The following is a 24,920-nucleotide window of genomic DNA, read 5'->3' as shown; positions in this document are numbered from 1 at the left end:
GCCTCGGCGAGCCGGTTCTCCCGCGCGCCGCGACCGGGTCCGCTGTCTTGAATGAGTCATTCAGGACCTCTCAAGACCTGAATGACTCATTCAAGACAGCCGAATCCGGGCGCCGCACGAGCGGGCCGGGGATCCGTCAAGCGGCCGGCGTCACTCGAACGGCGTGGGATCGCCCGCGCCGACGCGCAGGATCTCCGGTTCCCCGGACGAGAAGTCGACGACCGTAGTCGGCTCGACTCCGCAGTCGCCGGAGTCCAGGACCGCGTCGAGCTGGTGGTCCAGCTCCTCTTTGATCTCCCAGCCCTGCGTCATCGGCTCGCCCTCGCCGGGCAGCAGCAGCGTGCTCGACAGCAGCGGCTCGCCGAGCTCGGCCAGCAGCGCCTGGGTGACGCGGTGGTCGGGGATGCGCACGCCGACCGTCTTCTTCTTCTCGTGCATCAGCCGCCGCGGCACCTCCTTGGTGGCGGGCAGGATGAACGTGTAGCTGCCGGGGGTCGACGCCTTGATCGCGCGGAACACCGCGTTGTCGATGTGGACGAACTGGCCCAGCTGGGCGAAGTCCTGGCACACCAGCGTGAAGTGGTGGCGGTGGTCCAGCTTGCGGATGGTGCGGATGCGCTCGAGCCCGTCGCGGTTGCCCGGCCGGCACCCGAGCGCGAAGCACGAGTCGGTCGGGTAGGCGATCAGCCCGTCGCCGCGGAGGATCTCGACGATCTGGCCCAGCGACCGGCGCTGCGGGTTCTCCGGGTGCAGGTCGAAATAGCGTGCCATGACCGCAGAGCCTAAGGTCCGGCCACTGCAGCGGCACGGCGAGGGGCAACCCAGGCGATCATGGCCGGCGCGTCTCCCAGCTTGCGGTTCCCCGCGGGAACACTGGGCCGGCCCCGGCCCGCGCGCCACACTCCGTTCGGGGGAACACACCCAGGGAGGGCGAGCCATGACGAAGCTGACCGTGCCGGAGCTGGACCGGCCCCGGGCCGTCACCGCGGCGAAGTACCCGTTCGAGGGCCCGCAGGGGCGGATTTCGCTGGCCGACCTCTTCGACGGGCACCGGCGGCTCGCGGTGCACCACACGATGCCCGGCCACGACGGCCCGTTCGACGACGTGCCGGCCGCCGACATCGCCGCCGCGCTGCACGATCCGGACCTGCGCCTGGTGCTGGTTTCGCGCGCGCCCTACGCCAAGCTCGCGCGGTACCGCCGCCACTTCGGCCCGGACCTGGCCACGTACTCGGCGGGCCGCGCGTTCACCGCGGACTTCCCGGTGTCGCGGCGCCTGCCGGAAACCGGGAGCGGCGAGTTCCGGGACGACCTCGAGTCGGCGCTCAGCTTCTTCAGCCACGAGCACGGTTCCGTGCTGCACACCGGGTCGGTCGCCCTGTCCCGGCTGGACTTCCTGAGCCTGCTCGGCGTCCCGGACCGCGCCGGGTCCGCGACCGGCCGGCGCTGAGCCGCGCCCCGCCGCCGTCGTGCCGTCCTCCCGCGCCCCCGCACCACGTCTTTTCGGCGCAAGGAAACGCAGCTCGGGTGGGTTAGGATCGGTCGGCAGCACAACGCACACCGCGGCCCGGCCGGGCCATCTGGGGCGCTCCGGCCACCGCCGAAGTCCTGGGGGGTCCACACCGATGTCTCCGGTCGCCGCGCTCGAGCCGGCCGCGGAGCTGTCCGTCACCGCCGAGCCGCGCGGCACCACCGCCGCGGACCGGCGCCCGCGGCTGGCCGCGTACCTCGCCGCGGCCATCATCGTCGTGGTCATCACCGGGTTCAGCGTGATCGGCGTCGTCAGTGTGCTGCCCGAGTCGGTCGACTTCCTGCAGGCCGGGTACGCCGTCGTGGCCGCCGCCGCGCTGCTGGCGATCCAGCTGCTGTGGTTCAGCCGCCCGTCCGCCCGGCTCGACGCCACGACCAGCCGGGTGCTGTTCGCCGTCATGGTCGTGCTCGCCTACGTGCCGATGCTGACCTTCGGCCTGCTGTGGGCCAGCATGCTCGTCTACGTCGGCAGCGCCGCGCTCCTGATCCTGCCCCCGCGCTACGGCTGGGCGGCGGTGGGCGCGATCGTGGTCAGCACCGTCGGGGTGTACCAGGTGTTCGACGCCAAGCCGACGACGACGATCTACAACACGTTCGGCACCCTCTTCTACGTCCTGGTCTTCTACCTGCTGTCCCGGCTCGCGCGGATGGTCCACGAGCTGCACGCGGCCCGCACCGAACTGGCCCAGCGCGCGGTCGCCGAACAGCGGCTGGCCTTCGCCCGCGACCTGCACGACCTGCTCGGGCTGAGCCTGTCCGCGATCGCGCTCAAGGGCGAGCTGGTGTCCCGCCTGATGCGCAAGTCCGCCGAGCGCGCCAAGGCCGAGCTCGCCGAGATCACCGCCACCGCCCAGCGCACCCTCTCCGACGTCCGCGCGGTGTCCCACGGCTACCGCGAGCTCTCGCTGGAGAAGGAGTCGCGCACGGCCGAGTCGCTGCTTTCGGCGTCCGAGATCGCCGTCCGGATCCACCTCGACCAGGGGGACCTGCCGGTCCAGGTGCGCACGCTGCTGGCCAAGGTGCTGCGCGAGGGCGTCACGAACGTCCTGCGCTACAGCGACGTCGAACACTGCGAGATCGACGTCCGGCACCAGGACGGCAAGGTCGTCCTCGAAATCGTCAACGACGGCGTGACGGCGGGCGATCCGGCGCTGGCCCCGGGCAGCGCGCTGACGGTCCTGCCCGAGGAGGTCGCGGCGGTCGGCGGCTCGGCGACCGCGAAGGCCGGCGCGGACGGCCGGTTCCGGCTGCGCGTCGAGGTCCCGCTGCCCGACGGGCCGGGTGCCTCCGCCGCGCACGACACCGAGGAGCGTTCGGAAAGCGCGTCGAAGGAGATCCGCCGCCTGCTGCCGGTCATCATGGTGCTGATGGGCATCGGCGCGGCGGCGCACCTGCTGCAGCTGACCCCCCGGCCGTGGGAGATCGCGCTGGTCGTCGGCTCGATCGTGGCGTTGCTGGCCCTGCAGTTCTCGTACTTCAACCGGCCCTCGACCCAGCTGCGGTCCGCCCAGAGCTACGGGATGCTGCTGGTCCAGGCCTGCCTGATCTACCTCCCGCTGCTGCCGCTCGGCCCCCGGTGGGTCAGCCTGCCCGGGCTGCTGGTCGGCACCGCGCTGCTGGTCCTGCCGCCCGTCGCGGGCTGGGTGTTCTTCGCCCTCAACATCGCCGCCTACGCCGAAATCGAGCGGCTGTCGGGCGCGAACATCACGGCCACGATCTTCTACACCGCCGCGACCGTGATGACGAGCCTGGCCGTGTTCGGGCTCCTGTGGCTGGTCCGGCTGGTCACCGAGCTCGCCGCCACCCGGCGGCGGCTGGCCGAGATGGCGCTGGCCGAGGAGCGGCTGCGGTTCGCCCGCGACCTGCACGACCTGCTCGGCATGAGCCTGTCCGCGATCGCGCTGAAGAGCGAGCTGACCGCCCGGGTGCTGCCGCTGGACCGCGACCGCGCCGCCGAGGAGCTCACCGAGGTCCTCGGCCTGACCCGGCAGGCCCTGTCCGACGTCCGGTCCGTGGCCAGCGGCTACCGCGAGCTGTCGCTCGACAGCGAGTCCCGCACCGCGAAGTCCGTGCTGGTGGCCGCCGACGTCCGGGTGCGGATGGAGATGCTCGGCGACGACCTGCCGACGCCGGTGCGCACCGTGCTGGCCGTCGTCCTGCGCGAAGGCGTCACGAACGTGTTGCGGCACAGTAAAGTGGAGAGCTGCGAGATCGCGATGCGGCGCACCGAAGGCGGGATCTGCCTCGACATCATCAACGACGGCGTCGAGCGCAACGGCGACCGGTCCGCCGCGCGGGTGCCGGTGGTGCTGCCCGCACCGGCCGTCGCGGGCAGCCGGGACACCTCGCCCGGCAGCGGGATCGGCAACCTCTCCTACCGGGTCGCGGACCTCGGCGGCCAGCTCACCGCGGGGGTGGAGCCGGACGGCCGGTTCCGGCTGCGCGCGGTCGTCCCGGCCTGAACCCCGGCCGATCCCGGCTCGCGAGCGACCGAACCGATACTGGTCCAGACCGCATGGTCCGGACCATTCCGGCGGTCACAGCCAGCCCGACTCCTCGGCGATGCGGATGGCGTCGACCCGGTTGCGGGCGTTGAGCTTCGCGACGACAGTGGTGAGATAGTTCCGTACTGTCCCGGCGGAAAGGTACAGCCGGGCCGCGACTTCGACCGTCCCGTACCCCTGCGCGGTCATCCGCAGCACGTCCATCTCGCGGGCGGTCAGCGGGCAGTCGACGGTGTCCCAGGCGGCCAGCGCCAGGTCGCCGTCGACCATGCGGCGGCCGGCCAGCACGCCGCGCACGGCGTTGGCGAGCTTGTCGGGCGGTGCGTCCTTGAGCAGGAAACCGCCCACCTTGGCGTCCAGAGCGCGCCTGAGCGTGCCGGGGCGGCCCAGGCTGGTGAGGATGAGGGTCCGGCAGCCCGGCAGCTGTGCGTGCAGCTCACCGGCCGCGGTGAGGCCGTCCTTGCCGGGCAGGTCGATGTCGATGACGGCCACCTGCGCCTGCTTGGCGCGCGCGGCGGGCAGGATCTCGAGCCCGGAGGCGACCTCGGCGACCACGTCGATGTCGGGCTCCAGCCGAAGCAGCGCCACCAGTGCTCCCCGCACGATGTGCATGTCCTCGGCCACCAGCACTCTGATCACGGGTGCCTCCGAACTCACGATTCCCCAGAAGCTCAGTTAAACATTCTGCTTGACGAATCGGTTGCACCATTCGGGCACCACTTATGCGGGGATGCCGCGAAATGCACATGCACGGGTTACGACCAGGTCAAAAATGCCTACTCGCACTTGAGCGGCTACCAGCCGTCACGGCTGCACCCGAGTTCCCGTCACCCGTGTCGGAAATTTTCCGGCCAGGTCGCTTGTGGACCTTCCCGGCCCGCCACGCGCGACGAGCCGGCCCCCGCGGGCGCACTGGGCGCCCGCCGTGACCGGCTCGCGACGTCGAGAACTGCGCAAACGCGCATCAAGCCGCTTCGAGGACGTCGACCTGGCAGAAGCAGGTGCCCCGGCGCGGCTGCCCGGCACCCACGGAAGCATCGATGCTCCAGTGCTCGAAACGGTCGATCACGAGGTCCGTTCCCGTCTTTTCGAACTCGATCTCGAAATCGGCGAAAAGTGCGCGGACGTCAGCGGAAATCTGTGCGGACATGTTCTGCTCCCAGTGGCGAAGATGAATGCTTCACGTGCCATAAATCGTCGCCAACGGACGCAGCATCAGCCAGTGTCCGCATCACCGGCGCGCTGTGGTTTACACATGGTCCGTGCGGTTTCGGCTAAGAGTCCGAACGGGCTAACGAGAACCTCGGACACCCGCGAATCACGGCATTTCCGTCACTGTGCGCTGTCGTGCGCATTCCACCCGTCACCTCGGGTATGAAAAACGCACATGCGCTCATGGCCGGAGTTCCCGGCCGGGACCCGGTTCACACCCGATGTGCAAAACGCATGTCCAGGACCGGTGAAATCCATCCCGACCGGTGCACAGAGCACTTAAGAAGTAGACGCCCGCCGATCTACAGTTTTGGAGGAAATCACATCCCCGCACCGAAGGCGCCTTCACCAGGAAGACGCCCGGGCGGCTTTGTCGACCGGGAGGGACGGCCACCATGGATGAGATCGTCCGGCAAGCCGTGGCACGCGCCATCGTGACCATGCGAGACAACCTGGGCGAGCGGCTCACGATCGACGACCTCGCCCGCGCCGCCATGTTCAGCAAGTTCCACTTCACCCGCGTGTTCCTGCGGGCCACCGGGCTCTCGCCGGGCCGGTTCCTCTCGGCCCTGCGGCTCGCGGAGGCCAAGCGCCTGCTCGCGACGACCGCCATCTCGGTGGCCGACATCAGCCACCAGGTCGGCTACAACAGCGTCGGCACGTTCAGCGCCCGCTTCAGCGGCAGCGTCGGCGTCTCGCCGTCGGGGTACCGGCAGCTGCGCGGCATGGCCCCGCGGGTCGCCGACCGGCAGACCCGGCCGGGGTCGGGGACGACCGTGCGCGGCCAGCTGCGCGTCGCACCGTCGGCGCAGGTCGGACCGGTGTTCGTCGGGCTGTTCGCCGCCCGGATCGCCGAGGGCGCGCCGGCCCGGTTCGCCGTCCTGCCCGGCCCGGGACCGTATGCACTGGCAGACGTTCCGCTCGGCTCGTGGTACGTGCTCACCTACGCCTACGGCTGCGGTGAGGTCGACAACCACACCCTGCGGCCCTACACGGGCCTGGCCGGCCCGGTGACCGTGCACCAGGGGGTCACGGCGAGCCTGGCCGACGTCCGGCTGCGGCCGCGGCACGGCTTCGACCCGCCGGTCCTGCTGGCCCTGCCGGACCTGCGCCAGCCCGCGGTGGCCCGCCCGGTGGCGGTCTGAGCGTGCAATTCCGGCACGCCGAATCCGCCGTTCGTTAATCCACGGACGGCGGACTCACCAGGTTCACGTTCCCGGCAGCCATTCGGCCCAGCCGGGAAGGCGGCGGACTCGCCGCGCGCGGTCGGAGAATTCGCGGCCATTCCCGGGTGCGCTTCTTCGAAACACCGGTGGGGCGGGGCAATGGCGTACAATTGGGGCGGGAGTCAACGAACTGGGGTGCGAGGTACCGTCGTGATCAAGGTGTTGCTGGCCGAGGACATGCACATGGTCCGCGGCGCCCTGGTCGCCCTGCTCAACCTCGAATCGGACATCGAGGTGGTCGCCGAGGTCTCCACCGGCGACCAGATCCTGCCGGCCGCGAAGGCGGCCCAGCCGGACGTCGCGGTCATCGACATCGACCTGCCGGGCAAGGACGGGCTGTCGGCGGCGATGGAGATCCACGAGAGCCTCCCCGGCGTCCACACGCTGATCCTGACCAGCCTCGGCCGGCCGGGCACGGTCCGCCGCGCGCTGGACGCGAAGGTGAACGGCTTCCTGCTCAAGGACTCGCCGTCGGACAAGCTGGCGAACGCGGTGCGCTCGGTCGCGATCGGCCGCCGGGTGATCGACAGCGAGCTGGCGCTGGCCGCCTGGGAGACCGACGACTGCCCGCTGACCCCGCGCGAGATCGAAATCCTGTCGCTGGCGGCACGCGGGCGCAACGTGGCCGACATCGCGGCGGAGCTGTTCCTGTCGGCCGGCACGGTCCGCAACTACCTGGCCGCGGTGGTCACGAAGCTCAACGCCCGCAACCGGGTCCACGCGATCCGCATCGCAACCGAAGCAGAGTGGCTCTAGCCCACCCTCCAGGCACGCGAACCGACCGCCCAGGTACGCGAACCGACCCTCCGGGTACGCGAGTCGACCGTCCAATCACACGTGTCGACCCTCCAAACACGCGAGTCGACCCTCCAATCACACGTGTCGACCCTCCAAACACGCGAACCGACCATCCGGGTACGCGAGTCGACCGTCCACACACGCGTGTCACACCCACGAAACATGCCGCACCGCCCGGGAAACCCCGGCCGGAAAGCGCTTACGCCGTCAGTTCGTCCCGCGTCCGGTGCCGGCGCACTTCGTCGCAGCCCACCGGAACCGCTGCCAGGAGCCGGTGGGTTCCGTCCGGGCCGGTCTCCGTCGCCAGCGTCCCGCCCAGCGACTCCACCCGGTCGACCAGGTTGCGCAGCCCCGAACCCGACCCCGGGCCGCCGCCCGCCGCGCCGCCCGCGCCGTCGTTGACGATCTCCAGCCAGGCCGTCCCGTCCTCCTTGCTCACCGAGAACGCGCACCAGCTCGCCGTGCTGTGCCGCACCACGTTCGTCACCCCTTCGCGCAGCACCGCCGCCAGCGCCGTCGCCACCTCCGGGGGCAGGTCCCCGGTACCCGAACGGGCGACCGTCACGCGGGTCCCGGCCGCGCTCAGCACCGCCGCCGCGGCGCGGCACTCGTCGTCCAGCGACAGCTCGCGGTAGCCCGCCGCGACCGTGCGGACGTCGGCCAGCGCACGCCTCGACATCGTCAGCAGCTCGGCCAGCTCCTCCTTGGCGCGCCCCGGCTGGCCGATCACCAACCGGTCGACGAGTTCACCTTTGAGGGTGATGGCCGAAAGGCTGAGACCGAGCAGATCGTGGACGTCGCGGGAGAACCGCTTGCGTTCTTCGGCGATCGCCCGCCGCTTCAGTTCGCGGCGTTCCTCCTCGCGCTCGGCGATCAGCCGCGCCGCCGCGCCCGTCCCGAACAGCACCAGCGCGGCGACCCCGGCGGCCGCCACGGCCGCGAACCCGGCGTCGGCCGAAGCGGTCCCCCGGGCGGAGACGAGCCCCGCCGCGACGCACACGAGACCGGCCGCGGGCAGCGCCCTGGCCGGCCGGACCGCCAGCAGTAAACCCCCGGCGAAGAACCCGCCCGCGGCGCTCCACAGGGCGCCCAGCTGCAGCATCGGCAAGTACGCCAGCAGGGCCTGAACACCCAGCGCCAGGCCGGGACGGCGGACACGGCCGTGCGCGAACGCGGCCAGGTGCACCCCCGCCAGCGCCGCGGCACCGGACAGCGCGAGCAGCCACGAAACCCAGGACTGCCGTTCGGCCAGGACGGGGAGCGACGCCATCAGCGCGACGGCGGCGGCAGCAGCCGGTGGCCCGCCCGCGACGAGCGCGTGGAAGTCCGGCCGCCCGGCCTCCTCGCGCGCCGGGGCAGCGACCCGCACTCGGAATCGTCCGAGGAGCCGAACCGGATATGCCACGGCGCCTCCCACCTCACCCGCACCCCAGTGCCACAAAGGTAACAGGGAGAACGGTCACGGCAGAGGCGTCGTCCGCTCAACCGGTCGCGTTACCGAGGGGGAAATCGAGCACGCACTCGCCGACGCTGACCTCGGCGGGCCACTCCAGCTTCAGCGAACGGTCCACCCGGTCGCCGGCGTCGACCGGCACCGCGTGCGCGGCGAGCCCCATCGCCTTCGCCGCGAGGTAGAGCACCTGCTGCAACGCGCCGACGTGCACCAGCGTCGTCGCGTACGCGGCGCTGCCGAGCACCCACGCGATCCGCGACATCCGCGCGGTCATCGTCAGCAGCACCGACGGACGGCGGTGGCTGCCCGCCCCGATCATCGCCAGGTCCAGCATGCCGTCCAGGACGCCGAGGTCGTCGTTGATCAGCGTCAGCGTGTGCCACAGCGGGTCGTAGTGGTAGATCCCCCGCGCCAGGTCCGCGCACCGGTTGATCCCGACGTAGATCTCGAGCTCGTACAGGCAAGCGACGCTGAAGTACGGCCGCTGCGACGCCTCGTGGCCGGGCCCGCCGGGCAGGTACGCCGGCCCGATCGAGCGCACCCGCGCGGCGCGGAAGAGGAACTCCCCCACCTGCTCGGCGGACAACGCGCGTTCGGTGACCTCGGGGCACGTGTGGTCGTGTTCGAGCAGCGTGGCCAGCGTCGGGTCGGTCGCCTTGAGCACCCCCGGATCGGGGCGGTGCAGCGGGAAGGTCGGGCCGGCGGTGATCTGCTTGACCACCGGCGGCTCGGCGCCCGCGCGGTGCGCTTCCGGGTCCGGCGGGCCGCCCTTCAGCCACGTCCGGCTGCGGGCGTGGAACATCAGGTCGTCGGGCGACCAGACGGCCAGGTCCGTGTCAGTGTCCTCGGCGAACTCGGCCCAGTCGTCGGCCACCAGCACCACGCCCGCGGCCACCAGGAACGCCACGACATCGGCCACGACCCGCTCGGCCAGCCCCGAAACCTCGGCGACCTGGGCGACGGTCACCGGCCCGGCCAGCGACGACGCCACGGTCACCGCGGGCGGGCGCAGCAGCGCGACGCGGTACCGGGCGCGGGGCGACTCCAGCAGCAGCCCGCCGTCGTCCGGGCGCATCGCCGAGTACCGCGACAGCTTGATCAGCCTGCCGGGCGGCACCGCGTCGGCCGGGAAGACCGGCGCCTGGGTCACCGGGATGGCCGACAGCAGCGGTCCGCGGCCGTCGTTGAGCGCCAGCGAGTGCACGACCGAGCCGGACAGCTGGTTGAGGATCTTGCGCAGCGTTCCCGCCCCGGCCTCGGCGGCCCCGCCCGCCGACGTCGCGAGGTTGCCCATCGAGATCGGCCCGAGCGCCATCCGGCCCAGCGACTCGCGGACCGGCCCGGGGACGTCGGCCAGCTCGTACTCGCCCCACCAGGTGATCGCGACGAGGGTGTCGTCGTCGCCCGCCTCCAGCAAGGTGTCTTCGGTGAGGGACCAGAGCCGGACGGTCTCCGGGATCCCCTCCGGGCGGTATGCAGGCACAGCCAACTCCTCAAGCAACAGCGAAACACCGAGCCACCAGGGCTCTCACAGGAACATCGGGAAGGGATTGAGCCGCTCGTACGGGGTCGGCGCGTCGAGCCGCCCCAGCCGGACCGGGACGTCGAAGAGCCGGCCGGGCGCGAACCGGGCCCAGAACGGGCGGATCCCCGGCGCGAGCACCTTGACCACCGGGATCCCGACGTCCGGGCGGGTCTGGTCGAGCACCAGCAGCTCCAGGCCGGCGTGGCCGAACACCCGGGCCAGCGCCTCGACGTCGTCGCGGACGTCGGCCCGGTGGACGAACGGGAAGTCCGCGGCGGTCCGCATCCGCTCGCCCGCCTCGGGCCGCAGGTACGGCTGGTTCGCGACGGTGGCGTAGGCGAGCCAGCGCCGCGCGTCCGGGTCGTCGACGTCGTGGCCCGCGGTCTCCACGACGGGCAGCATCTGGTTCAGCTCGGTCACCGCGCGGCGCACCGCGATCCGCGGGTCGAGGTGCGCGCCGAAGCCCATCATGATGTCCTCGTGCGGGCCGCCGATCCGCCGCGAAACCGCGACGGTGACCGGGATCCCGAGGTCGGACGTCACGTCGAGGACCCACAGCTCGCGGCCGATCCCCGCGTAGGCCGCGGTCATCTCGTGCAGCCACGGGTCGGCGAACGACGCGAGGTCGACGCCCGGCACCGGCGTGCGGTTGTACCACCACAGCGCGACGGCGTCGCGTTCGACGAGTTCGAGCGCGCCCTGCAGGATCGCGTCCTCGAGGCTGCTGCCCGCCGCGGTGCCGTTCGAGTCGGCGCGCACCCCGCGCGCCACGCTCTCCGGCGGGGTCCCGTAGTACAGGTAGGACGTAGGCAGCAGGCGACGCTGCCCGGACAAGGACCACACCGGCGTCCAGTCGGTGCGGGCGGCGGGGTCGAACGGCTCGCCGACCCGCTGGAAGCTCGCGTGCTCGGCGTTCCACTCCGCGCGGCCGGCGTACTGGCGGTCGGCGAAGAGCATGCACGCGTTGGGGTGCATCGCTTCCTCGCCCAGTTCCTCGTACGAGCCCCGGATGCGCAGCTCGTCGCCCTGGAAGTTGCCGGAGAAGCGCTCCGCGGCCTCGCACAGCGCGCCGATTTCGGCGTCGAGCGGGCTGACGCCCTTGCCGCCGTTCTCGCAGCGCAGTCCCGCGCGCAGGGCGGCCATCCCGGTGACGCCGCGGGCGATGTTGGGCCCGGAGCGGTAGGCGTTGGCGAACGGGGGCGCGGCCGGGTCCGGCCGGATCTCCTTGACGATCCCGGTGACCGGGCTGACCAGGTGCCGGTGCCGCTCGAGCATCTGCGCCGGCGTCGCCGTCCGGTGCCCGCCGCCCCCGGTGGTCGCCTTCTTGGCCGGCTGCAGCACGACCGGCCGCGTCGAGCGCCACACGACCTGCCACGGGTCGCCGCAGCCCGGGCACTGCGGGCGACGGCGCAGCTCGTGCAGCCGGCCCTGCAGGTCGAGCGAGTCGAGCGTCCACACGCACTGCTGGCCGTGGTGGCGGTACCCGGCCACCCACTTGGCCGCCTCCAGCGCGACGAGGTGCGCCGCGGCCGAGGTCAGCGGCGGCAGCGCGGGCATCGGGCGGCGCGCCGGGCCGGCGTGGCCCAGTTCCTCCTGCACGCACGCCTCGGCGTGCCGGTGGCCCCACAGCCGGTGGGTCAGGCAGTGCCAGCACGCGCCGTCGGGCTGCAGGACCGGGCCGATCCACACCTGGGCCCCGGACGGGCGGGCCAGCAGCCACGGCCGCCCGGCCCGCCGGTGCGCGGCGTCGATCTCGGCCAGGCGCGGGTCGAGGTAGTCGGCGCACAGCACGACCGACAGGTCGGCGGTGCCGGTGTCCGTGCGGACCACCTCGAGCCCGGCCCCGGCCAGAGCCCGTTCCACGGCGCCGGGGTCGACGCCGTCGGCGCTGTCGCCCACCGCGGTCAGCCGCACGGTGCCCCGCCGCGCGGCGACTACGTCGGCGTCCACGCCGCACGCGTCCCAGTAGGCCAGCGCGCGTTCGTCGCCGGCCCGGGCGCCGGTACCGGGACTGCGCAGCGTCACGAGCCCGGCGTCGACCAGCTGGGCCAGCAGCGCGGCGACCTCCTCCGGCGCCATCCCGCCCGGCCGGCCCCGCAGCAGGCGGTCGAGGTCGTGGGTGCCGTCGAGCAACGCCGCCAGCGACTCGATCTTCGGGCCGCGCATCGCGATCACGCCCTGTTCGGAGAACAGGTACGCGCCTTTGCCCTCCCGGACCTCCGCGCGCAGGTGCCGCCGGAACGCCGGGGCGCGCGCCGGCACCGGGACATCCGTGGCGCCACCCCCGGGCGCGTCCACCGCTGTCGTGCGCATGTGCCCTCCTGCCGGTCGTCGGACTGGGCGGGACGAGAGAAGGGAATCGTGCTCCACGAGAGGTCTACTCAGCCAGTGCTCAGAGCACGGGGAAGTCATGCGAAACGCATGGTCCGGCATGGAAAACGCACGGGACACCGGTGCGTCGTTCACTGGCCGCGCGCGGCGGGGAACCGTCACCGTAGACAGCGACGCCCGTGGCAGCACGGTGCGTCGGGGGCACCGTATCCGAGCTCGCGGCCCCGCGCGAGCCCGGCGGCGCCCGGTCTGGCACCCCGAGACAAGTGAGGACCCGAGTATGCCTACATCTGCTCGCACGTACGGACAGTTCTGCGGCCTGGCCCGGGCACTCGAGATCGTCGGGGAGCGGTGGTCGCTGCTGGTCATCCGTGACCTCATGCTCGGCCCGAAGCGGTTCGACGACCTGCAGCACACCCTGCCGCGGATCCCCGTGAGCATCCTGACCTCGCGCCTCAACGAGCTCGAGGAGACCGGCGTGATCCGCCGCCGGGTCCTGTCCCAGCTGGAGGCCGGTGTCGTCTACGAGCTCACCGAGTACGGCTGCGAACTCGACCACATCGTCCTGGACCTGTCCCTGTGGGGCGCGCGTTCGCTGAACTACCCGAAGCCGGACGATGTCTTCACCCTCGACGCCGCCATCCTCTCGCTCTACACGACCTTCCAGGAGGAGGCCGCCACGGGCGTGCACGTCAACTACGAGCTGCACCACTTCGGCGGCGAGATGATCGTGCACGCCATGGTCGACGACGGCGCGCTCAAGGCCTCGGCAGGCTCGCTGCCCGCCGCCGACCTGGTGATCGAGCCGCAGGGACCGGCGATGCTCGACCTGCTCAACGGCAAGCTGTCCGCCCAGGACGCGATCTCCGGCGGCAAGGTCCGCCTCGAGGGCGACCCGGCGCACCTCGAGCTGTTCACCCGGCTCTTCCACATCCCGCCGGCGCCCGAGCGCGAGGCCGGGCTGTCGGTGCGCTGACCGCGTGACTCCGCCCGGCGGTACGCAATCCGCCGGGCGTCCCCTTTTTCCTTGCGCAATCAGCAATCCGGAGTAACGGAAGCAGCTCCGGAAGCGGTTATCGTCTACGCACGCTGTCTTCTTCGTGAACTGGGGTCCCGTATGTCGACGTCCGAACTCGCCCGTCCGTCCGGGTTCCTCGGCCCGCTCAACAGCCGCTGGCACCACCGCGCGCTCGCCGTGTTCATGCTCGTGGTGATCGCGCACTGGGCCGAGCACGTCGTGCAGGCCATCCAGATCTACGGGTTCGGCTGGCCGGCCGCGAAGGCGCGGGGCGTGCTCGGAATGCCCTTCCCGTGGCTGATCTCGCAGGAATGGCTGCACTACGGCTACGCGCTCGTGATGCTGGTGTTCCTCTGGGTCCTGCGGCACGGGTTCGCGGGCCGGTCGCGGCAGTGGTGGAACCTCGCGCTCGGCATCCAGTTCTGGCACCACATCGAGCACCTGCTGCTGTTCATCCAGGCGCAGTCCGGCTGGCGGCTGGCCGGGCAGAAGGTGCCCACCAGCATCATCCAGCTGCTCGTGCCGCGGGTGGAGCTGCACCTGTTCTACAACACGATCGTCACCATCCCGATGATCGTGGCGGTCGTCCTGCACCGGCGCGCCTCGGCCGCCGAGCGCGAGCTGACCGGCTGCGTCTGCGGGCAGAAGCCGCTGGCACTCACCGCTTCGTGAGCGGACGGACCGCGCGGCGGGCACTGGCCCTGCTGGTCTTCCTGGCCGGCTGGCTGGTGCTCGGCGCGACGCCGGCTTCGGCCCACGTCGAGATCGTCTCGTCGACCCCCGGGGACGGCGCCCGCCTGAGCGCGGCGCCGTCCCTGGTGTCGGTCACCCTGTCGGAGAACGTCGGCATCCAGCCCGGGTCGATCAAGGTCGTCGACCTCGCGGGCACGCAGGTCGACTCCGGGCCGGTGTTCCAGCCCGGCGACGTCGCCGAGCAGGTCGCCGTGCGGCTGAAGCCGAACCTGCCGGACGCGAGCTACCTCGTCGAATACGCCTTCGTCTCGGCCGACTCCCATCCGGTGCGCGGAACGTTCGCGTTCGTCGTCGGCACCGGCCCCCTCGTGACGTCGGCGGGCGCGGTGTCCGCGGCGACCGGCACCGACGCGGGCGTCGACTTCGCGTCGACGGTGGTCCGCTGGCTGGCTTACCTGGGCGTCGTCCTGCTCGGCGGGCTGGCGTTCGCCGTCCTGTGCCGCCCGGCGGCCCGCACCGACGGCCGCGCCCGGCGGCTGCTGCGCTGGGGCATCGGCCTCGTGGCCGTGACCACCGCCGCGACGTTCGTGCTGCAAGGTCCGTACGCGGCCGGCCGGAACCTGGAGGCGGTCTTCGACACCGGCCTGCTGGCGGACACGCTGCGCGTCGCCTACGGGAAGCTGCTGCTGCTCCGGCTGGCCGCCGTCGTCGCGCTGGCGGTGCTGCTGCCCCGGTTGCTGCGGCCCGGGCTGCCGGACCGGCTGCGGTCCCGCTACGAGAACCTGGCCATGGTGACCGGCTTCCTGGTGCTGCTGACGTTCTCGGCCACCGGCCACCCGGTCACCGACCCGATCATGTTCGTCTCGGTCTCGGCGGACCTCGTGCACTTCGGGGCGATCGCCGTCTGGGCAGGCGGGCTGGTCCAGCTGGCCCTGTGCCTGTACCGCCCGGCCCCGGGTGAGGACCTGGCCCCGGTCGCGGCGCGCTTCTCCGGCCTCGCGGCGGGCGCGGTGACCGCGATCGCGATCAGCGGCGCCGTGCTGGCCCTGCGGATCATGCCGTCGCTGTCCACGCTCTGGACGACCCGGTTCGGCGTGCTGGTCCTGCTCAAGATCGCCGGCTTCGCGCTGCTGCTGGCGGTGGCGAGCCGATCGCGCCGCGCGGTGCGCCGGGGCCTGACCGGCCCGGCGGAGGGCTCGACGAAGACGGTGACGGCGGACCTGCGCCGCCTGCGGCAGGCCGTGGCGGTGGAGGTGCTGCTCAGCGTCGTGGTGCTGGCGCTGGCGGCGATGCTGACGGTCACCCCGCCGGGCGGCTGAGCCACCCGGCGCGGGTCAGACGCTTAGCCCGTCCGGCTCACCACGGCAGACGTCTTGAATGAGTCATTCAGGTCTTCGGAGGTCCTGTATGACTCATTCAAGACGTCTTCGGCGGCCGGGTCAGACGCCCGGCGACCGCGGCGGGGTGAACGGCCCCCAGCTGAACGCGGGCAGCCACGGTCCCGGCGCCGCGCTCCACTCCAGCGCCATCAGCTGCCCCGGCGACCGCCGGCCGGCCAGCGCCCGGTACAGCTCGTGCCCCGGGGCCGTCAGCGTCGCCGTCGGCCGGCCCGCGCCCACCTGCCACTCCGAGCCGCCCGTCGTGCGCAGGCGCAGGGCCGGCAGTCCGCGGCCCGCGACCGAGCCCGAGAACCCGCGGACCAGCACCTCGAAGCTCGGTGCCCAGGCCGCGTGCTCGACCGGCGGCGGCATCCCGAGCGCCGCGCGCAGGTCCAGCTCGTGGGTGTAGGCGTCCATCACCATGATCTCGCCGCTGCGCCCGCCCGCCTCCGCGAGGCGCCGGTCGAGGTCCTCGCCGACGTCGTCCCAGCGGTCGAGCAGTTCCGGGATCGTCGAAGCCGTCGAAACCGGCGGCGTGCCGCCGTGGCGCTCGAGCACGCGCTCGGCGATCGCGATCAGGTGCCCCAGCAAGTCGGCGACGGTCCACTCCGGACACGCCGGCACCGGGCGCCGGTGCGCGCCGGCGCGGGAGCCCAGCAGGGCGCGGACGCCGCGCCGCACCTCGGGGTAGCCCACGAAGTCCGGGGCGAGCCGACTGGCTGTCACGCGTCCCACCTCACCTGGCACGATCGGGGCTTCCGGCCCAGTATGCCCAGGTGACGGCCCCGGCGGTTCTCCCCGCGTGCCGACACCGACGACCTCGGGAGGTAGTGATCTTGCCCACTCTGTGGTCCACCTCGGCGCAGTGGGACCTGTTGCCCCCGGTCCTGCTCGCGCTGGTGCTCAGCGTCGCGATCGGGCTCGAGCGCGAGGCCGGCATGAAGGCCGCCGGGCTGCGGACGCACAGCCTGGTCGGCGTCGGCTCGGCCGTGTTCATGCTGGTGTCGAAGTACGGCTTCGCCGACCTGCTGGGCAACGACCACATCGCGCTCGACCCGTCGCGGATCGCCGCGCAGATCGTGTCCGGCATCGGCTTCATCGGGGGCGGCCTGATCTTCGTCCGCCGGGACGCCGTCCGCGGCTTGACGACAGCGGCGACGATCTGGCTCACCGCTGCGGTCGGTACCGCATGCGGCGCCGGGCTGCCGGTCCTCGCCGTCGGCACGACGATCGCGCACTTCGTGGTGACCCGCGGCTTCCCGCCGCTGCAGCGGTTCGTCGCGCGGCACCGCCGTGAGCCACCGCTGGTGCAGCTGAGCTACCTCGACGGCCACGGCGTGCTGCGCGCGGCGCTCGCCGTCTGCACCGGGCGGGGCTGGAGCGTGCAGCACGTCGACGTCGAACACGAGTCACTTTCCGAGGAGGGGCAACGGATCGCGGTCGTGACGCTGCGCCTCGACGGCCGCGGTGATCTCTACGACCTCGCCGCCGAACTCGCCGAACTGCCGGGCGTCCGGAGCACGTCCACCGGTCCCGGGGAACCGCTCGACGAATGATCACCCGCCCGGGCAGCGCGCGGGGGCAGGTTTGCGGCACACTGGGGTGCACCCGGAATTCCCCGGTACCGCAAGGAAAACGTGCGGCCGAGGAGAAACCATCCAATTCGGAGGTGAGGCATGGCCCCCGGCGGTGGCGAGGACGTGGCGCGGACGCAGCCCGGATTCGACCTGGCGTGGCGCGGTTTTCACCGCGCGCAGGTCGCGGAATACGTCGCGTGGGCCGAGGCCGAGATGCGCAGACTCACCGCCGAACGCGACTCCGCGCGGCAGCGCGTGGGGGCACTCGCCGAGGACAACCGTGAGCTCCGGGTGAAGATCGACCGGATCAGCCGCACCCCGATCGAACCGGACGCGCTGCAGGAGCGCTCGCGCCGGATGATCGAGCTGACCCGCGAGGAAGCGACGGAAATCACCACGCTGGCAACGGAAACGGCGGAACGCACCCGCCGCGAAGCCGAGCAGGAAGCGGTCCGCCTCACGGAGAAGGAACGCCGGCTGGTCGCCGAAGCCGAGGCCGAGGCGGAGCGGCGGCGCGCCGAGCACGAGGAGTTCATGCGCGCGGCCGAGCAGCGCCGCCGCGAGCTCGACGAGGCGGCCGCGCACAGCCGGGCCCAGCAGGAAGAGGATCACACCCGCGCGATGACGCTCCGCCGGGCCACCGCGATGCGCGAGCTGGCCGAGCAGGAAGCGGCCGCCCGGGCCACGGCGAAGAAGCTGGTCAGCACCGCGGAAGCCAAGGCCGAAGAGCTCGTCGCGGCGGCCAAGGCCAAGACCGAGCGGCAGGTCGCGGCCGCGGACGCCAAGGCCAAGGACCTCGTCGCCACGGCCGAAGCCAAGGCAGAGCGGCAGGTCACCGCCGCCGACACCAAGGCCAAGGAGCTCGTCGCCACCGCCGAGCGGCAGGTCACGACGGCCGACACCAAGGCCAAAGACCTCGTCGCCACGGCCGAAACCCGGGCCAAGGAGCTCGTCGCCACCGCCAAGACCAAGGCCGAGCGGCAAGTCGCCACCGCCGACGCCAAGGCGAAAAAGCTGGTCAGCACCGCCGAAGCCGAGTCCGAACGCCTCGTCACCGAAGCGACCCGGCAGGGCGAATCCCTGGTCGAGGCCGCCGAACGCGAGGTCACCACCCTCACCGAGGTGCGCGACAAGCTTCACGCGAGCCTCACCGGCTGCCGCTCCCTCCTGACCGAAGCGGCCGTCGCCCTCGACGACCGGCCCGCGTCCTTCGATCCCGAAGCCACCCTCCCGATGGCGAAGAGAGTGCCCGTCCAGCGGCGATCCCCCGCGGACCTCACCGACGCCGTGGGCTGACACTTGCCCGGCGGCCGGGCAGCCCCCATGATCGGACCGTGAGGCGAACGAAGATCGCGCTGGTCGCCGCGCTGGCCGCGGGCACCCTCAGCGCGTGCGGCGAAGGCTCCGGCGTCACGATCAACCTGTACGTCTCGCCGGAGAACAACCTCCAGCACGTCGTCGACACCTGCACCGCGGCCGCGGGCGGGCGCTACCGGATCGTCTACCACAAGCTCCCGCGCAGCGCGGACGGCCAGCGCGAGCAGATGGTCCGGCGGCTGGCCGCGGAAGACTCGTCGCTGGACGTCCTCGGCCTCGACGTCACGTGGGTGCCGGAGTTCGCCGAGGCCGGCTGGGTGGTGCCGTGGACCGGCGCCGCCGAGGCCGAGGCGACCCGCGACGTGCTGCCCGGCCCGCTCTCGACCGCGCGCTGGAACGGGAAGCTGTACGCGGCGACGAAGCACACGAACGTCCAGCTGCTCTGGTACGACGACCGGCTCACGCCGTCGCCGCCCAAGACGTTCGACGACATGATCGCCCAGGCCAGGGCGCTCAAGGCGGCGGGCAAGCCGGGCGACGTCCTGTTCACCGGCGCCCAGTACGAGGGCCTGGTGGTCTTCTACAACACGCTGGTCGCGTCGGCGGGCGGGCACATCCTGTCCGACGACGGCAAGTCCGTGCTGATGGACGACGGCGCCGTGCGCGCGCTCGAGGTGCTGAAGACCCTGACCACGGCCGGCGTCACCGACCCGTCGCTGAGCAACTCCAAGGAGGACGAGGTCCGGCAGGCGTTCCAGCGCGGGCAGGGCGCGCTGGAGCTGAACTGGCCGTACGTCTACGCGTCCTACGCGAAGGAGAAACCGCAGGACCTCGCGCACGTGCACTGGGCGCGGTACCCGTCGGTGGTGCCGGGGCGCCCGAGCCGCGTCACGATCGGCGGGTTCAACCTCGCGGTCAGCACGTATTCGCCGCACCAGGCGGAGGCGTTCGAGGCGGCGTTGTGCCTGCGCGGCCCGGCGAGCCAGAAGTACCAGGCGATCGAGGACGGCCTGGCCCCGACGACGCGCTCGGTCTACGACGACCCGGCGCCGCTCGACCCGGCCGACCCCGGCTCGACGATGGCGGCGAAGTTCCCGATGAAGCCGGACATCCTCGCCGCGCTGGCCGACGCCGCCGTCCGGCCGCTGACCCCGGCATACCAGAACCTGTCGACGGTGATCTCGAAGGTGCTGTCCCCACCGTCCGCGATCGACCCGGCGGCCACCGCGGCGGAGCTGCGCGAACGGCTGACCGACGCCTTGAACTCGCGGGACATCATCCCTTGACCTGGCCCCTCCGCCGGGTGCTCGCGCTGGTCGCGGCGGTCGTCACGCTCGCCGCGTCCACCACGCTGGCCAACCGTGTGCTGCCCGGCTGGGCGTACCCGGTGTGCGGGCTGGTGGCGGCGCTGATGCTGGTGGCCCTGGCCCGCGCGGCCGGGCTGTCGTGGTCCGACCTGGGGCTGCGGTCGCTCCGTCGGCCCGCTTTGGTCGGTCTCGCCGGAGCCGGGTTGATCGCGGTGGTGTTCGGGATCGCGCTGGCGGTGCCCTCGCTGCGCACGGTGTACCAGGACGGCCGGGTCGGCACGCCCGACTTCGGCCAGCTGCTGTGGCTGACGTGCGGCCGGATCCTGTTCGGCACGGTGCTGATCGAGGAGATCGCGTTCCGCGGGGTACTGCCGGGTCTGTTCGGCGCGACGGACGAGCGCTGGCGCTGGCCACCGATTCTTTGCTCGGCGGCGCTGTTCGGGCTCTGGCACGCGCTTCCGGCGCTGGCGATCGGCCGCAACGCGGCGGTCCACGCGGTGTTCGGCTCGACGCCGGTGGTGGTGCTCCAGGTGCTGGCGATGGCCGCGGCGGGGGTGGCGGGGATCTTCCTGCACTGGTGGCGCCACGCGGGTCGCGGAGTGCTGGCTTCGGTGATCGTCCACTTCACGACGAACGCCGGCGGCCTCACGCTGGCGGTGCTGGTGCGCTGAAGGCGAGGACTCCGGCCGCGGTGACGCGGTGCGAGTGCACTCCGGCCGACCGCCGATGGCCCCATGCCGGCTGCGCTGCCGCGGTGCGGATGCGCTCCGGCCGATGGCGCCCATGCCAGCTGCGCTGCCGCGGCGCGGATGCGCTCCGGTCGAGCGGCCGTCGGCCGCCGTGGCTCCCCGCGCACGGCCGGCCGCGGGACCTACGAGCGCACCAACCGCGCGATCGCGTCCGATGCCTCGCGCACCTTCAAATCGGCTTCCTCGCCGCCGTTCGCGGCCGCCTGGACCACGCACGTCGCCAAGTGCTCGTCGAGCAGCTCGAGCGAGAACGACTGCAGGGCCTTCGTCGCCGCCGATACCTGCGTCAGGATGTCGATGCAGTACTTGTCCTGCTCGACCATGCGCTGCAGCCCGCGGATCTGCCCCTCGATCCGGCGCAGCCGCTTGAGATAGGCCTCCCGCTCCGTGCCGTAACCCGTCATCGCGCACCCGTCCCCGTCGTCGCCGTCCCTGACCACCGACTATACCCTCCGGGGGTTCAGCGGAACCGGCGCAGCCGGAGGCTGTTGCTCACCACGAAAGCCGACGAGCACGCCATCGCCGCGCCCGCGATCATCGGGTTGAGCAGGCCGAGCGCCGCCAGCGGCAGGGCCGCGACGTTGTAGGCGAACGCCCAGAACAGGTTGCCCTTGATGGTGGCGAGGGTGCGGCGGGCCAGGCGGATCGCGTCGGCGGCGACCCGCAGGTCACCGCGCACGAGCGTCAGGTCGCTCGCCTCGATCGCCGCGTCGGTGCCGGTGCCCATGGCCAGCCCCAGGTCGGCCTGGGCGAGCGCGGCCGCGTCGTTGACGCCGTCGCCGACCATCGCGACCACGCGGCCCTCGGCCTGCAGCCGCTTGACGACGTCGACCTTGCCCTCCGGCAGCACCTCGGCGACGACCTCGTCGATCCCCGCTTCGGCGGCGATCTTCCGAGCCGTGCCCGCGTTGTCGCCGGTCAGCAGAACCGGCTTCAGACCGAGTTCCCGCAGCTCGGCGACGGCCCGCGCGGACGTCGGCTTGATCGTGTCGGCGAGCACCAGCCGCCCGCGGACCTCGCCGTCCCACGTCACGCCGACCGTGGTCCCGTCGCCCTCGGCTCGCCCGACGGTGATGCCGCGTCCTTCGACCACTCCGGTCACGCCCACCCCCGCGGTGCTCCGGAACTCCGTGACGGCGGGGAGCGGGCCGAACCGCTCACGGGCGGCGTCGGCGATCGCACGGCCGATCGGGTGCTCCGACGCGGCTTCGACGGCCCCCGCGAGCCGGAGCACCTCGCCGTCGCCCTCGACCAGCGTCATCCGGCCGGTGGTGACGGTGCCGGTCTTGTCCAGGACCACGGTGTCGACGCGGCGGGTGGACTCGAGCACCTCGGGACCCTTGATGAGGATGCCGAGCTGCGCGCCGCGGCCGGTGCCGACCAGCAGCGCCGTCGGCGTCGCGAGCCCGAGCGCGCACGGGCAGGCGATGATCAGCACGGCGACGGCGGCGGTGAACGCCTGCTCGGAGCTCCCGCCGGTCGCGAGCCACACGACGAGCGTCGCCAGCGCCGCGAAGACGACCACCGGGACGAACACGGCCGACACTCGGTCGGCGAGCCGCTGGACCTCGGCCTTGCCGGTCTGCGCGGCCTCGACCAGCCGCGCCATCTGCGCCAGCCGGGTGTCCGCGCCGACGCGGGTGGCGCGCACGAGCAGCCGCCCGCCGACGTTGACGGTGGCGCCGGTGACCGCGTCGCCCGGGCCGGCCTCGACGGGGACGGACTCGCCGGTGAGCATGCTGGCGTCGACCGCGGAGCTGCCTTCGGCGACCACGCCGTCGGTGGCGATCTTCTCGCCGGGCCGGGCGACGAAGACGTCGTCCACCTGCAGGTTGTCCACCGGGATCAGGCGCTCTTCGCCGTCTCGGAGCACCGTGACGTCCTTCGCCCCGAGGCTCATGAGCGCGCGCAGGGCGGCGCCCGCGCGGCGCTTCGAGCGGGCCTCGAAGTAGCGGCCGGCCAGGATGAACGTGGTGACCGCCGCCGCGACCTCGAAGTACAGGCTGTCGCCGGCCATACCCCGGCCGATCAGCTCGAAGCCGTGGTGCATGCCGATCTCGCCGGCCATGCCGAAGAAGAGCGCGTACAGGGACCAGGCCATCGAAGCGATCACGCCGAGCGAGATCAGCGTGTCCATCGTGGCGGTGACGTGGCGCAGGTTGACCGCGGCGGCGCGGTGGAACGGCCACGCGCCCCAGGTCACGACCGGGGCGGCGAGGACCAGCGAGACCCACTGCCAGTAGTCGAACTGCCAGGCCGGAACCATCGCGAGGGCGACCAGGGGAACGGTGAGCACCGCTGAAAGGAGCAAACGCTTGCGCAGCGTGGGCGTCTCGTCGGGCTCTTCGGGCTCGGGGAGCCGCGCTGAGTAGCCGGCGGCTTCGACGACGGCCCGCAGGTCGTCGACCGACAGCTCGCTCGAGTAGCTGACCTGGGCTTTTTCAGTGGCGTAGTTGACCGTCGCGCGCACGCCGCCGACCTTGTTGAGCTTGCGCTCGACGCGGGCGGCGCAGGACGCGCACGTCATGCCGCCGATGGCGAGCTCGACGCTTTCTGCGGACTGCGCGGTGGTCATGGGGCTCAGGCGACCAGGCGGTAGCCGGCCTCGGTGACGGCCGCGGCCATGGCATCGGCGGCCAGCGGTGAGTCGCTGGTCACGGTGACGCGCCCGCTCTCGACGTCGACGTCGACGCTTCGGACGCCGGCGAGCTCGGAGACCTCTTCGCGGACCGACGTGGCGCAGTGCCCGCAGGTCATGCCCTCGACGGTGTAGCTCGCTTCGGTCATCAGCAGCTCCTCTCGTTCCCCTTCCTTTATACCCATCGGGGGTAGGGGTTCAGTCGTGACCCCCGCCAGACTCGCGGTATGCGCAAGCTCTACGCGATCGGGATCGGCGCCGGGGACCCGGAGCACCTGACGGTGCAGGCGATCGACCGGCTCAACCGCGTCGACGTCTTCTTCGTGCTCGACAAGGGGGCGGAGAAGGCCGACCTCGTCCGGTTGCGGCAGGAGATCCTCGACCGGTTCGTCACCCGTCCTCACCGCATGGTGCTGGTCGCGGATCCACCCCGCGACCGTACGCCGGAGGACTACCGGGCCGCGGTCGCTGACTGGCACGCGGCGCGGGCGGCGGTCTACGAGCGGATGCTGCTGTCGGAGCTTCCGGACGGTTCGACGGGGGCGTTCCTGGTGTGGGGCGACCCGTCGCTGTACGACAGCACGATCGCGCTGATCGAGGCGGTGCTGGCGCGCGGGAACGTGGAGTTCGAGTACGAGGTGATCCCGGGGATCAGCAGCATTTCGGCGCTGGTGGCCCGCCACCGGACGACGATGAACCAGATCGGCCGGTCGGTCCAGCTGACGACGGGCCGCCGGCTGGCGTCGGGCTGGCCTTCCGGCGTGGACGACGTGTTCGTGCTGCTGGACGCCCACACGACGTTCGACCGCTTCACCACCGAGGGCCTGCACATCTACTGGGGCGCGTACGTCGGGACGCCGGACGAAATCCTGCTGTCCGGCCCGCTGACGCCGGCCCTCGCCGCCGAGATCCGTTCGACGCGAGCCGCGGCGCGGGAACGTCACGGCTGGATCATGGACACGTACCTCCTGCGCCGCCCGGCTTGAGCCGTGTCGCCCCTCCAATCACGCGTGATGCCCTTCCAATCACGTGTGATGCCCCTTCAATCACACGAGAAGCTCGGCCGCGTCGGCGAGTTCCGGCTTCGATCACGCGAGTTCCGGGGTCAGTCACGCGAGATCCGGCTCTGATCACGCCGGCTTCGGCCTGGGTCGTGCCGGTACCGGGTGCCGGTGGGGCCGGCCGACGTGATCGGGCCCGTCATTCGCGTGATCCGGGACGTGACTCGCGTGATTGACGGCGGAACTGGCGTGACTGACCGGTCGACTCGCGTGATTGAGGAGCCGACTCGCGTGATTGGACCGACGACACACGTACCCAGGCGGCCGACTCGCGTACCTGGAGGGTCGGCTCGGTGTGCGCCGGGAGGCATCTTGCGTGTCTGGCGGGGCATCACGTGTGATTGGTGGGGCATCACGGCCGGCCGCGGGCATAAAGAAAGGGCCTGGGCCGGGAGACTCAAGTCTCAACCGGGCCCAGGCCCTTCCCCAACGTAAGTTCGGCGGTGTCCTACTCTCCCACAACCCTTCGGTTGCAGTACCATCGGCGCTATCAGGCTTAGCTTCCGGGTTCGGAATGGGACCGGGCGTTTCCCTGACGCTAAAACCACCGAAACACTATCAAACAACCACACCCCCCACAAACACGAGGGCCGTGTGGTGTT

General features: G+C 72.0%; 22 protein-coding genes and 1 rRNA gene. 12 read left to right on the top strand and 11 right to left on the bottom strand.

The features are described from left to right. Positions 1-150: 150 nt before the first annotated feature. Positions 151-771, bottom strand: a complete 621-nt coding sequence (locus QQ657_RS46080; RefSeq protein ID WP_284748736.1) for an L-threonylcarbamoyladenylate synthase — start codon at positions 769-771, stop codon at positions 151-153. 166 nt (positions 772-937) lie between these two features. On the opposite strand from QQ657_RS46080, the gene QQ657_RS46075 reads away from it, so the two are divergent. Continuing rightward, positions 938-1,450: a DUF899 family protein gene (locus QQ657_RS46075; protein WP_284748735.1), complete on the top strand. Its 513-nt coding sequence runs from the start codon at positions 938-940 to the stop codon at positions 1,448-1,450. A gap of 175 nt (positions 1,451-1,625) precedes the next feature. Then, entirely contained in the window at positions 1,626-3,992 is a 2,367-nt protein-coding gene (locus QQ657_RS46070; protein ID WP_284748734.1) for a sensor histidine kinase, read from the top strand. A gap of 75 nt (positions 3,993-4,067) precedes the next feature. Here the strand turns inward: QQ657_RS46070 and QQ657_RS46065 are convergent, their stop codons facing one another. Together QQ657_RS46065 and QQ657_RS46060 are read right to left on the bottom strand one after the other, a co-directional pair. Beyond that, positions 4,068-4,673, bottom strand: a complete 606-nt coding sequence (locus QQ657_RS46065; protein ID WP_284748733.1) for a response regulator transcription factor — start codon at positions 4,671-4,673, stop codon at positions 4,068-4,070. A gap of 325 nt (positions 4,674-4,998) precedes the next feature. After that, on the bottom strand, positions 4,999-5,184 hold the full coding sequence (locus QQ657_RS46060) for a hypothetical protein (RefSeq protein WP_284748732.1): 186 nt from the start codon (positions 5,182-5,184) through the stop codon (positions 4,999-5,001). A gap of 457 nt (positions 5,185-5,641) precedes the next feature. Here QQ657_RS46060 and QQ657_RS46055 point away from each other — a divergent pair, with 457 nt between their 5' ends. Together QQ657_RS46055 and QQ657_RS46050 are read left to right on the top strand one after the other, a co-directional pair. Further along, entirely contained in the window at positions 5,642-6,391 is a 750-nt protein-coding gene (locus QQ657_RS46055) for a helix-turn-helix domain-containing protein (RefSeq protein ID WP_284748731.1), read from the top strand. Between the two features lie 231 nt (positions 6,392-6,622). Then, complete coding sequence (locus tag QQ657_RS46050; protein WP_284748730.1) at positions 6,623-7,228, top strand: response regulator transcription factor; 606 nt, start codon at positions 6,623-6,625, stop codon at positions 7,226-7,228. A 241-nt stretch (positions 7,229-7,469) separates the two neighbouring features. On the opposite strand, the gene QQ657_RS46045 is transcribed toward QQ657_RS46050, so the two are convergent. The 3 genes from QQ657_RS46045 to QQ657_RS46035 all read right to left on the bottom strand — a co-directional run bounded on the left by QQ657_RS46045 (position 7,470) and on the right by QQ657_RS46035 (position 12,561). After that, positions 7,470-8,639, bottom strand: coding sequence for a sensor histidine kinase (locus QQ657_RS46045; protein ID WP_284748729.1), 1,170 nt, complete (start codon positions 8,637-8,639; stop codon positions 7,470-7,472). A gap of 112 nt (positions 8,640-8,751) precedes the next feature. Next, positions 8,752-10,206 (bottom strand): SagB/ThcOx family dehydrogenase, encoded by a 1,455-nt coding sequence (locus QQ657_RS46040; RefSeq protein ID WP_284748728.1) that lies wholly within the window; start codon positions 10,204-10,206, stop codon positions 8,752-8,754. A gap of 45 nt (positions 10,207-10,251) precedes the next feature. Further along, on the bottom strand, positions 10,252-12,561 hold the full coding sequence (locus QQ657_RS46035; protein ID WP_284748727.1) for a TOMM precursor leader peptide-binding protein: 2,310 nt from the start codon (positions 12,559-12,561) through the stop codon (positions 10,252-10,254). A gap of 298 nt (positions 12,562-12,859) precedes the next feature. On the opposite strand from QQ657_RS46035, the gene QQ657_RS46030 reads away from it, so the two are divergent. The 3 genes from QQ657_RS46030 to QQ657_RS46020 all read left to right on the top strand — a co-directional run bounded on the left by QQ657_RS46030 (position 12,860) and on the right by QQ657_RS46020 (position 15,609). Further along, positions 12,860-13,555 carry a winged helix-turn-helix transcriptional regulator gene (locus QQ657_RS46030; protein WP_284748726.1) on the top strand — a complete coding sequence of 232 codons (696 nt, stop codon included), beginning with the start codon at positions 12,860-12,862 and terminating at the stop codon, positions 13,553-13,555. 141 nt (positions 13,556-13,696) lie between these two features. Next, a complete protein-coding gene (locus QQ657_RS46025) occupies positions 13,697-14,269 on the top strand; it encodes a hypothetical protein (RefSeq protein WP_284748725.1) in 573 nt (190 codons plus the stop codon). Next, positions 14,266-15,609 carry a copper resistance CopC/CopD family protein gene (locus QQ657_RS46020; RefSeq protein WP_284748724.1) on the top strand — a complete coding sequence of 448 codons (1,344 nt, stop codon included), beginning with the start codon at positions 14,266-14,268 and terminating at the stop codon, positions 15,607-15,609. The genes QQ657_RS46025 and QQ657_RS46020 overlap by 4 nt, the downstream gene beginning before the upstream one ends. Before the next feature lie 120 nt (positions 15,610-15,729). Here the strand turns inward: QQ657_RS46020 and QQ657_RS46015 are convergent, their stop codons facing one another. Beyond that, complete coding sequence (locus QQ657_RS46015; RefSeq protein WP_284748723.1) at positions 15,730-16,395, bottom strand: maleylpyruvate isomerase family mycothiol-dependent enzyme; 666 nt, start codon at positions 16,393-16,395, stop codon at positions 15,730-15,732. A 110-nt stretch (positions 16,396-16,505) separates the two neighbouring features. Here QQ657_RS46015 and QQ657_RS46010 point away from each other — a divergent pair, with 110 nt between their 5' ends. From QQ657_RS46010 to QQ657_RS45995, 4 genes are all read left to right on the top strand, one after another. After that, the gene (locus tag QQ657_RS46010; RefSeq protein WP_284748722.1) at positions 16,506-17,225 is read left to right on the top strand and encodes an MgtC/SapB family protein; all 720 of its coding nucleotides are present in this window, start codon (positions 16,506-16,508) and stop codon (positions 17,223-17,225) included. 120 nt (positions 17,226-17,345) lie between these two features. After that, on the top strand, positions 17,346-18,542 hold the full coding sequence (locus QQ657_RS46005; RefSeq protein WP_284748721.1) for a coiled-coil domain-containing protein: 1,197 nt from the start codon (positions 17,346-17,348) through the stop codon (positions 18,540-18,542). Between the two features lie 38 nt (positions 18,543-18,580). Then, the gene (locus QQ657_RS46000) at positions 18,581-19,849 is read left to right on the top strand and encodes an ABC transporter substrate-binding protein (RefSeq protein WP_284748720.1); all 1,269 of its coding nucleotides are present in this window, start codon (positions 18,581-18,583) and stop codon (positions 19,847-19,849) included. Continuing rightward, positions 19,846-20,541, top strand: coding sequence for a CPBP family intramembrane glutamic endopeptidase (locus QQ657_RS45995; protein WP_284748719.1), 696 nt, complete (start codon positions 19,846-19,848; stop codon positions 20,539-20,541). The genes QQ657_RS46000 and QQ657_RS45995 overlap by 4 nt, the downstream gene beginning before the upstream one ends. A gap of 200 nt (positions 20,542-20,741) precedes the next feature. On the opposite strand, the gene QQ657_RS45990 is transcribed toward QQ657_RS45995, so the two are convergent. Genes QQ657_RS45990 through QQ657_RS45980 form a run of 3 tightly spaced genes read right to left on the bottom strand, consistent with a single transcriptional unit; the run spans position 20,742 to position 23,406 of the window. Continuing rightward, positions 20,742-21,023: a metal-sensitive transcriptional regulator gene (locus QQ657_RS45990; RefSeq protein WP_257920172.1), complete on the bottom strand. Its 282-nt coding sequence runs from the start codon at positions 21,021-21,023 to the stop codon at positions 20,742-20,744. Positions 21,024-21,079: 56 nt separating this feature from the next. Next, positions 21,080-23,194, bottom strand: a complete 2,115-nt coding sequence (locus QQ657_RS45985; protein ID WP_284748718.1) for a heavy metal translocating P-type ATPase — start codon at positions 23,192-23,194, stop codon at positions 21,080-21,082. Positions 23,195-23,199: 5 nt separating this feature from the next. Continuing rightward, positions 23,200-23,406: a heavy-metal-associated domain-containing protein gene (locus tag QQ657_RS45980; protein WP_284748717.1), complete on the bottom strand. Its 207-nt coding sequence runs from the start codon at positions 23,404-23,406 to the stop codon at positions 23,200-23,202. Positions 23,407-23,484: 78 nt separating this feature from the next. Between QQ657_RS45980 and cobF the strand changes: the two genes are divergently transcribed. Then, a complete protein-coding gene (cobF, locus tag QQ657_RS45975; protein WP_284748716.1) occupies positions 23,485-24,243 on the top strand; it encodes a precorrin-6A synthase (deacetylating) in 759 nt (252 codons plus the stop codon). A gap of 510 nt (positions 24,244-24,753) precedes the next feature. Here cobF and rrf read toward each other — a convergent pair. Continuing rightward, positions 24,754-24,870: ribosomal RNA gene (gene rrf / locus QQ657_RS45970) — 5S ribosomal RNA — on the bottom strand. Between the last annotated feature and the right edge of the window lie 50 nt (positions 24,871-24,920).

This window comes from Amycolatopsis ponsaeliensis (genome assembly GCF_030182635.1).
Taxonomy (GTDB): Bacteria; Actinomycetota; Actinomycetes; order Mycobacteriales; family Pseudonocardiaceae; genus Amycolatopsis; species Amycolatopsis ponsaeliensis.
This window is presented reverse-complemented; position numbering and strand designations above follow the sequence as displayed.

Excerpts from the sequence above, each read along its gene's own strand:
- QQ657_RS46025 (WP_284748725.1), top strand. The coding sequence starts at position 13,697 with ATGTCGACGTCCGAACTCGCCCGTCCGTCCGGGTTCCTCGGCCCGCTC.
- QQ657_RS46030 (WP_284748726.1), top strand. The coding sequence starts at position 12,860 with ATGCCTACATCTGCTCGCACGTACGGACAGTTCTGCGGCCTGGCCCGG.
- QQ657_RS45980 (WP_284748717.1), bottom strand. The coding sequence starts at position 23,406 with ATGACCGAAGCGAGCTACACCGTCGAGGGCATGACCTGCGGGCACTGC.
- QQ657_RS46055 (WP_284748731.1), top strand. The coding sequence starts at position 5,642 with ATGGATGAGATCGTCCGGCAAGCCGTGGCACGCGCCATCGTGACCATG.
- QQ657_RS46075 (WP_284748735.1), top strand. The coding sequence starts at position 938 with ATGACGAAGCTGACCGTGCCGGAGCTGGACCGGCCCCGGGCCGTCACC.
- QQ657_RS46070 (WP_284748734.1), top strand. The coding sequence starts at position 1,626 with ATGTCTCCGGTCGCCGCGCTCGAGCCGGCCGCGGAGCTGTCCGTCACC.
- QQ657_RS45985 (WP_284748718.1), bottom strand. The coding sequence starts at position 23,194 with ATGACCACCGCGCAGTCCGCAGAAAGCGTCGAGCTCGCCATCGGCGGC.
- QQ657_RS46035 (WP_284748727.1), bottom strand. The coding sequence starts at position 12,561 with ATGCGCACGACAGCGGTGGACGCGCCCGGGGGTGGCGCCACGGATGTC.
- cobF (WP_284748716.1), top strand. The coding sequence starts at position 23,485 with ATGCGCAAGCTCTACGCGATCGGGATCGGCGCCGGGGACCCGGAGCAC.
- QQ657_RS46080 (WP_284748736.1), bottom strand. The coding sequence starts at position 771 with ATGGCACGCTATTTCGACCTGCACCCGGAGAACCCGCAGCGCCGGTCG.
- QQ657_RS45990 (WP_257920172.1), bottom strand. The coding sequence starts at position 21,023 with ATGACGGGTTACGGCACGGAGCGGGAGGCCTATCTCAAGCGGCTGCGC.
- QQ657_RS46005 (WP_284748721.1), top strand. The coding sequence starts at position 17,346 with ATGGCCCCCGGCGGTGGCGAGGACGTGGCGCGGACGCAGCCCGGATTC.
- QQ657_RS46060 (WP_284748732.1), bottom strand. The coding sequence starts at position 5,184 with ATGTCCGCACAGATTTCCGCTGACGTCCGCGCACTTTTCGCCGATTTC.